The 7,814-nt window shown below is 71.7% G+C and carries 7 protein-coding genes; 6 read left to right on the top strand and 1 reads right to left on the bottom strand.

Annotated features, from left to right (window positions below):
• Nucleotides 1–218: 218 nt before the first annotated feature.
• The 6 genes from arfA (at nt 219) to NQ160_RS09470 (ending at nt 7,408) form a co-directional block, all read left to right on the top strand.
• A complete protein-coding gene (gene arfA / locus NQ160_RS09495; RefSeq protein WP_257514981.1) occupies nt 219–1,742 on the top strand; it encodes an arabinosylfuranosidase ArfA in 1,524 nt (507 codons plus the stop codon).
• 276 nt (nt 1,743–2,018) lie between these two features.
• Complete coding sequence (locus tag NQ160_RS09490) at nt 2,019–3,146, top strand: Gfo/Idh/MocA family protein (RefSeq protein WP_257514982.1); 1,128 nt, start codon at nt 2,019–2,021, stop codon at nt 3,144–3,146.
• Nucleotides 3,147–3,148: 2 nt separating this feature from the next.
• Nucleotides 3,149–4,348 carry a dihydrodipicolinate synthase family protein gene (locus NQ160_RS09485; RefSeq protein WP_257514979.1) on the top strand — a complete coding sequence of 400 codons (1,200 nt, stop codon included), beginning with the start codon at nt 3,149–3,151 and terminating at the stop codon, nt 4,346–4,348.
• Nucleotides 4,345–5,232, top strand: a complete 888-nt coding sequence (locus NQ160_RS09480; protein WP_257514977.1) for a sugar phosphate isomerase/epimerase family protein — start codon at nt 4,345–4,347, stop codon at nt 5,230–5,232. The genes NQ160_RS09485 and NQ160_RS09480 overlap by 4 nt, the downstream gene beginning before the upstream one ends.
• Complete coding sequence (locus tag NQ160_RS09475; protein WP_257514976.1) at nt 5,229–6,260, top strand: LacI family DNA-binding transcriptional regulator; 1,032 nt, start codon at nt 5,229–5,231, stop codon at nt 6,258–6,260. The genes NQ160_RS09480 and NQ160_RS09475 overlap by 4 nt, the downstream gene beginning before the upstream one ends.
• A complete protein-coding gene (locus NQ160_RS09470) occupies nt 6,257–7,408 on the top strand; it encodes a glycerate kinase (RefSeq protein ID WP_257514975.1) in 1,152 nt (383 codons plus the stop codon). Before NQ160_RS09475 ends, NQ160_RS09470 begins: the two co-directional genes overlap by 4 nt.
• A 40-nt stretch (nt 7,409–7,448) precedes the next feature.
• Here NQ160_RS09470 and NQ160_RS09465 read toward each other — a convergent pair.
• On the bottom strand, nt 7,449–7,814 hold a 366-nt coding region (locus tag NQ160_RS09465), incomplete at its 5' end, for a CorA family divalent cation transporter (RefSeq protein ID WP_306852959.1).

Below are 7,814 nucleotides of genomic sequence, written 5' to 3'. Positions count from 1 at the left end.
CGGTCCCGCGCGCGGTCGCCGTCGACGTCGCCGGCGCGCTGTATCTCGTCGCGACCGCCGTGTTCGTCGTCGTCTCGACGTGGGCCCTCGTGCCCCTCTTCATCCCCGCCATCGGCTGCGCCGCCCTCGCGGTCGTCGCCATCCCCACGCGCCGGCGCAGACGCGCCTGACGCAGCCCCGACCCGCCGCCGCCGGCGGGCCCGACCGGAAGGAACACCGTGACGTCAGCCCACGGGTCCGTCGACCCCCGCTTCGCGATCTCCGACGTCGACCGCCGCCTGTTCGGCGGCTTCGTCGAGCATCTCGGTCGGCACATCTACGACGGCATCCACGAACCCGGTCACCCCTCCGCCGACGCCGACGGCTTCCGCACCGATGTGATCGAGCTCGTCAAGGAGCTCGGCGTCTCGACGATCCGCTACCCCGGAGGCAACTTCGTCTCGGGCTACCGGTGGGAGGACGGCATCGGCCCGGTCGACCAGCGCCCTCGCCGCCTCGACCTCGCTTGGCATTCCACCGAGACCAACGAGGTGGGACTTCACGAGTTCTCGGACTGGCTCGACAAGGTCGGCAGCGACCTCATGCTCGCCGTCAACCTCGGCACGCGCGACACCCAGGAGGCCCTCGACCTGCTGGAGTACGCCAACGTCGACGCCGAGACCGAGTGGACGCGCCAGCGTCGCGCGAACGGCCGCGACGAGCCCTTCGCGGTGAAGATGTGGTGCCTGGGCAACGAGATGGACGGCCCGTGGCAGCTGGGGCACCGCAACGCCGACGATTACGGCAAGCTCGCCTCCCGCACCGCCAAGGGCATGCGCATGGTCGACCCCGGCATCGAGCTGGTCGTCTGCGGCTCGTCCGGCAGCGGCATGCCCACGTTCGGGTCGTGGGAGCGCACCGTGCTCGAGCACACCTTCGACGACGTGGACTTCATCTCGTGCCACTCGTACTACCAGGAGATGGGCGGCAACGCGCAGGAGTTCCTCGCCTCGGGTGTCGACATGGCGCGCTTCATCGAGTCGGTGATCTCGATCGCCGACGCGGTGGCGGCGACGAAGAAGAGCGACAAGCGCATCATGATCTCGTTCGACGAGTGGAACGTCTGGTATCTCCACGCCGAGGGCGGCGGTCAGAACGACAAGCCCCGCGAGCCCGGATGGCCGGTGGCCCCGCGACTGCTCGAGGATCAGTACCACGCACTGGATGCCGTCGTCTTCGGCGACCTCATGATCACGCTGCTGCAGCACGCGGACCGGGTGCGCTCGGCATCCCTCGCGCAGCTGGTGAACGTGATCGCCCCGATCATGACCGAGCCCGGCGGCATCGCCTGGCGCCAGACCACGTTCTTCCCGTTCTCGATCACGTCGCGCTTGACCGGCGACCGGGTGGTGCGGGTGCCGGTGACGGCGGGCACGTTCACGAGCGAGCGCTTCGGCGAGGTGGCTGCGGTCAACGCGGTGGCCACCGTCGATGACGAGGGTGTGAGCCTGTTCGTGGTGAACCGCTCGACGACCGACGCCGCCGACCTGCGGCTGGACCTCGCCGCCGTCGCCGCGCAGTTCGGCCGTCAGCTGCAGGTGACCGAGTCGCACCTGCTGCACGAGGACGACATGTACGCCGCCAACACCCTCGAAGAGCCCGAGCGGGTCGGCGTGCGGCCTCTCGACGGCCTCTCGCTCGACGGGGATGCGCTCGCCGCGAGCCTGCCGCCGGTGTCGTGGGTCGCGGTGCGCCTGGCGTGACGGCCCGAGCGTAGGGGAACCCCCGGCGTAGGACGGATCGCCCCCGTTCGTCCTACGCCGGCCACATCCCCTCCGGTCCCGACCTCGACCGCCGGACGGCGGCGTCGGACGCTTGCGGAAAGCGTCTTCCGATGCCAGGATGAGATGACGGAAAGCGCTTACCCATACAAGAGCGCAGAGAAGCGCCGAGCAGAAGGAACAACAGTGTCAGAGACGACCACCTTGGACGCCCCCGCAGTCGCGACGACTCCGCAGGTGCGTGAGATCGGCATCATCATGAACGGCGTCTCGGGCCGCATGGGATACCGCCAGCACCTCGTGCGCTCGATCCTCGCGATCCGCGAGCAGGGCGGCATCGAGCTTCCCGACGGCTCGAAGATCACGGTGAAGCCGCTGCTGGTCGGACGCAGCGAGGCCAAGCTCGCCGAACTCGCCGCCCGCCATGGCATCGAGGACTACACGACCGACCTGGATGCCGCGCTGGCCGATTCCCGCTGGGAGATCTACGCCGACTTCCTCGTCACCAAGGCGCGCGCGTCGGCCCTGCGCAAAGCCATCGCCGCCGGCAAGACGATCTACACCGAGAAGCCCACCGCCGAGTCGGTGGAGGAGGCCCTGGAGCTGGCGAAGCTCGCCGCCGAGGCCGGCGTCAAGACCGGCGTGGTGCACGACAAGCTCTACCTGCCCGGCCTGCAGAAGCTCAAGCGCCTCATCGACTCCGGGTTCTTCGGCCGCATCCTCTCGGTGCGGGGCGAGTTCGGCTACTGGGTGTTCGAGGGCGACTGGCAGCCCGCGCAGCGCCCCAGCTGGAACTACCGCGCCGAGGACGGCGGCGGCATCATCGTCGACATGTTCCCGCACTGGAACTACGTGCTGGAGAACCTCTTCGGCGAGATCAAGAGCGTCTACGCCCAGGCGGCCGTGCACATCGCCGACCGCTGGGACGAGAACGGCGAGCACTACACCGCCACGGCGGAGGATGCCGCGTACGGCGTCTTCGAGCTCGAGGGCGGCGTCGTCGCCCAGATCAACTCCAGCTGGACCACCCGCGTCAACCGCGACGAGCTGGTGCAGTTCCACGTCGACGGCACGCACGGCTCGGCCGTGGTCGGTCTCTTCGGTGCGAAGATCCAGCACCGCAACGCCACGCCCAAGCCGGTGTGGAACCCCGACCTCGCCGACGATCACGACTACGACGCCGACTGGGCGGATGTTCCGACCAACGACGTCTTCCAGAACGGGTTCAGGCAGCAGTGGGAGGAGTTCCTCGTCTCCTACGCGACCGGCACCGACTACGCCTTCGACCTGCTCGCGGGCGCCCGCGGCGTGCAGCTGGCCGAGGCGGGACTGCGTTCCAGCAGCGAAGGCCGCAAGGTCGAGCTGCCCTCCCTCACCCTGGAGTGACGATGAACCTCACCCTCCTCGGCGCCGACGGCGCCGTGCACTCGGCGGACCTGCTCTCGGCCCCCGGCTACGCCAAGCCCACCGGCCCGCTGCAGAGCCGGGTCGCGTACGCCGCCGCGCACGTGATCCCGGTGGCCTGGGGGGACAACACCCCGGGGCATCCTGCCGAGATCGATTGGGATGCCACCCTCGACTTCCGCCGCAGCGTGTACTCGTGGGGGCTGGGCGTCGCCGACGCCATGGATACCGCGCAGCGCAACATGGGGCTGGATGCCGCAGCCACCCGTGAGCTCATCGCCCGCTCTGCCGAGGTCGCCCGCGAAGAGGGCGGGTCGGTCGTCGTCGGCGTCAACACCGACCACATCGACGCGGAGTCCTTGTCGATCGACGAGATCATCGCGGCCTACCTCGAGCAGCTGCACTTCACCGAGGAGCAGGGCGCCGGCCCCGTACTCATGGCCAGCCGTCACCTCGCGCGTGCGGCCGAGTCCGCCGACGACTACCGCCGGGTGTACGGCGCGGTGCTGCGGGCGGCGTCGGCTCCGGTCGTGCTGCACTGGCTGGGGACGGCGTTCGACCCGCAGCTGGCCGGCTACTTCGGGTCGACCGACTGGCGCGCGGCATCCGATGTGCTGCTGCAGATCATCGGCGAGAACGTCGACAAGGTCGCGGGCGTCAAGATGAGCCTGCTGGATGCCGCGTCCGAGGTGTCGGTGCGCGAGCGCCTTCCAGAGGGCGTGCGCATGTTCACCGGTGACGACTTCAACTACGTCGGCCTCATCGGCGGGGCCGACGTGCCCGAGGCCCCCCAGCCGCAGCGCGACCCGGCGAGCCCGCGGCGGCACTCCGACGCCCTGCTCGGCGCCTTCGCCGCGCTCACCCCCGTGGCATCCGCCGCCATCCAGGCGCTCGACGCCGGGGACCCGGCGCGCTACCTCGAGATCCTGGCGCCCACCGAGGAGCTCAGCCGGCAGGTGTTCGCCGCGCCGACCTTCTATTACAAGACCGGCGTCGCCTTCCTGTCGTGGCTCAACGGCCACCAGAGCGCGTTCCAGATGGTCGGCGGGCTTCACTCCGCCCGCAGTCTGCCGCACCTGTCGCGCATCGTCGAGCTCGCCAACGCCGCGCACGCGCTCGAGCAGCCGGAGCTGGCCCAGGAGCGCTGGCACGGCATGCTGCGTATGAACGGGGTGTCGGCATGACCGCGCCCGACCCCCGCCTGTCGATCAACCAGGCGACGATCAAGCACGCCGATCTCGCGACCGCCCTGCGGGTCACGGCCGAAGCCGGGGTGCAGGCCATCGGGCTGTGGCGGGAGCCGGTGAACGAGGTGGGTCTCGCGACCGCCGCGCAGATGCTCGCCGATTCGGGGCTGCGCTTCACCACGCACTGCCGCGGCGGCTTCTTCACCATGCCCGAGGGCCCCGCGCGCCGAGCGTCGATCGATGACAACCGGGTCGCGATCGACGAGACCGCCGCCCTCGCCGCCGCCGGCGCCGAGGGCTCCACCGCGGTCCTCGTGCTCGTGGCCGGGGGCCTGCCGGACGGCTCGCGCGACATCGCCGGTGCGCGGGAGCGCGTGCGGGACGCGATAGGGGAGCTGGTGCCGCACGCGGCCGCCGCAGGGGTCACCCTCGCGATCGAGCCCCTGCACCCGATGTTCGCCAGCGACCGGTGCGTCGTGTCCACGCTCGGGCAGGCGCTCGACATCGCGCGGGACTTCGACCCCGCCGTCGTCGGGGCGACCGTCGACACGTTCCACATCTTCTGGGACCCCGACGTCGAGGCATCCATCGCCCGTGCCGGGGCCGAGGGACGCATCGCGACCTACCAGGTGTGCGACTGGAAGACGCCGCTGCCGGCGGACGTGCTGCTCGGCCGCCACTATCCCGGCGACGGGGTGATCGACTTCGCCGCGCTCACGCGCGCGGTGCTCGAGACCGGGTACGACCGGGACATCGAGGTGGAGATCTTCAACGCCGACGTCTGGGCGACCGATCCGCTCGTCGCGGTGCAGCGCACCGCTGCCGCATTCGGCGACGTGGTCTCGCCGCATCTGCGCGCCGCCATAGAATCTCGATCGTGACCGAAGCCACCGAACGTCTGCGGTCCGGCTCCGCCACGCTCCACGACGTGGCGCGTGAGGCGGGTGTGTCGCTGGCGACGGCGTCCCGCGTGCTCAACGGCTCCACCCGCAAGGTGGCCGACGCTTATCGCACGCGCGTGGAGGCGGCAGCGGAGCGGCTCGGATACAGCGCGAACCTGTCGGCGCAGGCGACGGCGCGGGGCACCTCGGCGATCATCGCCCTGCTCGTCGCCGACATCGCCGACCCCTACTTCGGCGAGATCGCCTCGGGGGTCGCGCAGGGCGCCGACGAGGCGGGGCTGGTCGTGACGGTCGCCATCACCGAGCGCGACGCCGAGCGGGAGGTGCGTCTCGTGCGGACCCTGCGCGGTCAGCGCCCGCGCGGGCTGATCCTCGCCGCCTCTCGCACCTCGCCCGATATCGCGCCGGAGCTGCTCGCGGAACTCGACCACGTGGTGGCCGCGGGTGGCCGCGTCGTCTCTCTCGGAGCGGGCACCGACACCGTGCGTGCGGTCATGATCGACAACCGCGAAGGCGCCCGCGCGCTCGGTGCGGCGCTGGCCGAGCGAGGCTACCGCAGCGCCGTTGCGCTGGCCGCGGCGGAAGGCGTGCTCACCAGCGACAGCCGTGTCGCCGGTTTCAGCGAAGGCTTCACGGCGGCCGGCGGCCACACGCCCCGCGTGTACCGGGGCGCCTTCAGCAGGGCATCCGGAGCCGACCTCATGGCCCAGGTGCTCGCCGACGGCGTGGAACCGGGGACCGTCGTCTTCGGCGTCAGCGACGTCGTCGCCATCGGTGCGATGTCGGCGGTGCGCGAAGCGGGCCGCGAGCCGGGCGCCGACATCGCGTTCGCCGGCTTCGACGACATCCCCACCGCCCGCGACGTGACACCGGCCCTGTCGACCGTCGCGGTGCCGCTGGTCGAGGTCGGGCTCGAGACCTTCCGCGCCGCAACCGATCCCGATTGGATGCCCCAGCCGCTCCGCCTCGAGGTGAAGCTGCGCGACAGCACGCCACCGCGCCCATGACCGTCGTCGTCGCGATCGACAGCTTCAAGGGCTCGATCGCCGCCGCGGCCGCTGCCCGGGCCGTCGCCGACGGCTGGCTCGACATCCGCTCCGAGGCCGCGGTGCTGCGCCCCATGGCCGACGGCGGGGAGGGCACGCTCGACGCCTTCGCCGCCGCCGTGACCGGAGCGGAGAGGATGCCGGTGCGAGTGACCGGGCCCGACGGCGCCGTGGTCGACGCGTCGTGGCTGTTGCTGCCGCCCACCCCCGACGCCCCCGCGGGGACCGGGGTGGTCGAGCTGGCATCCACCTCGGGGATCGAGCTGCTCGGCGACCGCCGCCTGCCGTGGGATGCCGACACCACCGGCTTCGGCCAGGCCATCGCTGCGGCGCTCGATCACGGCGTCTCGCGGCTCGTGCTGGGCATCGGATCCAGCGCTTCCACCGACGGTGGGGTCGGGATGCTGCGGGCGCTCGGGGCGCAGTTCACCGACGCCGCCGGGCTGCCGATCGCGCCGGGAGCGCGGGGGCTCTCCGAGGTCGCGGCTGTCGACCTCTCCGAGCTGCGCCCACCGCCGCCGGCAGGTGCCCTCGTGCTGACCGACGTCACGAATCCGCTCCTGGGACCCGCCGGGGCGGCCGCCGTCTTCGGGCCGCAGAAGGGGCTGGATGCCGCCGGCGTCGCGACCGCCGACGCCGGGCTCGCGCGCCTCGCCGTGCTGGTCGGTGCCGGTGGCGGTTCCGATGGTGGTGCCGATGGTGGTGCCGATGCTGCTGCCGATCCCGCCGCGCCCGGCACCGGCGCTGCGGGCGGAACCGGGTTCGGTCTCGTCGTCTGGGGCGCCCGGCTCGTGCCGGGGGCGCCCGAGGTGGCGGAGCTGATCGGCCTGCGCGAAGCGGTCGCTTCCGCCGACCTCGTCGTCACGGGGGAGGGGGCGTTCGACGGGCAGTCCGCGGCCGGCAAGGTGCCCACGTTCGTCGCGGCCCTCGCCGCCGAGGCGGGCGTGCCGGTGGCGCTGGTCGCGGGCCGCATCGCCGCCGATGCCGACACGAGCGCGTACGCGGCATCCGTGTCGCTGACCGCCCTCGCCGGGAGCCCCGAGGCCTCGCTCGCCGAGCCCGCCCGTTGGCTGCGCGCCGCCGGCGCCGCGCTGGCCCGGCGCGCCTGACCGTCGCCGGCCCGCCTCACGGTTCAGGCGCGGCCGGCGCTCACATCCAGCGGCGGGACTTGAAGACGAGGTACAGCGCCACCGAGGTCGCCACCATCGCGAGGAGCGCCAGCGGGTATCCCCACGGCGAATCCAGCTCGGGCATGTGTGTGAAGTTCATGCCGTAGATGGTTCCCACGAGCGTCGGACCGAAGAGGATCGCCGCCCATCCGGAGATCTTCTTGACCTGCTCGCTCTGCTCGAGCGCGGTGTCGGTCTGGCGGTGGGTGACGAGCGTGGCGTTGACCGTGAGCGCGTTCTCGAGGATGGCGCGCAGTGACGCCACCCGCTCGGTGACGCGGATGACGTGGTCCTGAACGTTGCGCAGCTCGCGCTGCAGCTCGATGTCGACACGGTACTTCTCGGC

The organism is Microbacterium sp. zg.Y909 (genome assembly GCF_024626565.1).
This window is presented reverse-complemented; position numbering and strand designations above follow the sequence as displayed.